This window comes from Pseudomonas sp. B707, assembly GCF_022496685.1.
Taxonomy (GTDB): domain Bacteria; phylum Pseudomonadota; class Gammaproteobacteria; order Pseudomonadales; family Pseudomonadaceae; genus Aquipseudomonas; species Aquipseudomonas paraglycinae.
This window is the reverse complement of sequence record NZ_WTVE01000003.1, coordinates 1-637: the sequence shown is the minus strand read 5'-3', so window position 1 is coordinate 637 and position 637 is coordinate 1. Positions and strand designations below refer to the sequence as shown.

The 637-nt window shown below is 62.8% G+C and carries 1 protein-coding gene; it reads right to left on the bottom strand.

What is annotated here, in order from left to right:
* Positions 1-637: immunoglobulin-like domain-containing protein (locus GQX66_RS00015; RefSeq protein ID WP_240864829.1), on the bottom strand; the 637-nt coding region annotated here is incomplete at both ends.

Sequence of the window (637 nt, the reverse complement as noted above, 5' to 3'; positions counted from 1 at the left end):
AGGTGATCGAACCACCTTCGGCCACGGTGCCGGTCGCGCTGAGCGACAGGTTGGTGGTGTCGACGGTGTCGGTCACGGTAGTGCTGACCGGCGTTTTGTCGGCCACCAGATTTTCGTAGTTGCCGCCCGTCACGTTGGTGATCGCGTTGGTCAGCGGCGCGTGGCCGTTGAGCGCATCGTTAGGTGCCGTGGTCGTCACGGTGCCGGTGGTTTTACCCACTTCGATGGTGATGCTCTGGCCATTCGACAGGTTCACGGTCACTGGCGAGCCAGTCACCGGCGCGCCAACGGTAGCGGTGTAGGTGACGGTGCCGCCTTCAGCCGCCGACGTGGTCGCGGTGAGTTTCACCGTGGTGGTGTCGATGGTATCGGTGACCTGGGTCACGGCCGGAACGGTGCTTGGCACCAGGTTCTCGAAGTTGCCACCGGTGGCGGTCGAAATGGTCGCTTCGACTTTGCCGGCGTCTTTGTAGACGTCGTCTTTCGGTGCGTCGACGGTCACGGTGCCGGTGGTTTTGCCAGCTTCGATGGTGATTACGGCGCCGTTGCTCAAGGTCACGGTCACCGGAGTGCTCGCAGCGTTGGTCAGTGTGGCGGTGTAAGTGATCGAACCGCCCTCGGCAACCGAATTGGTGGC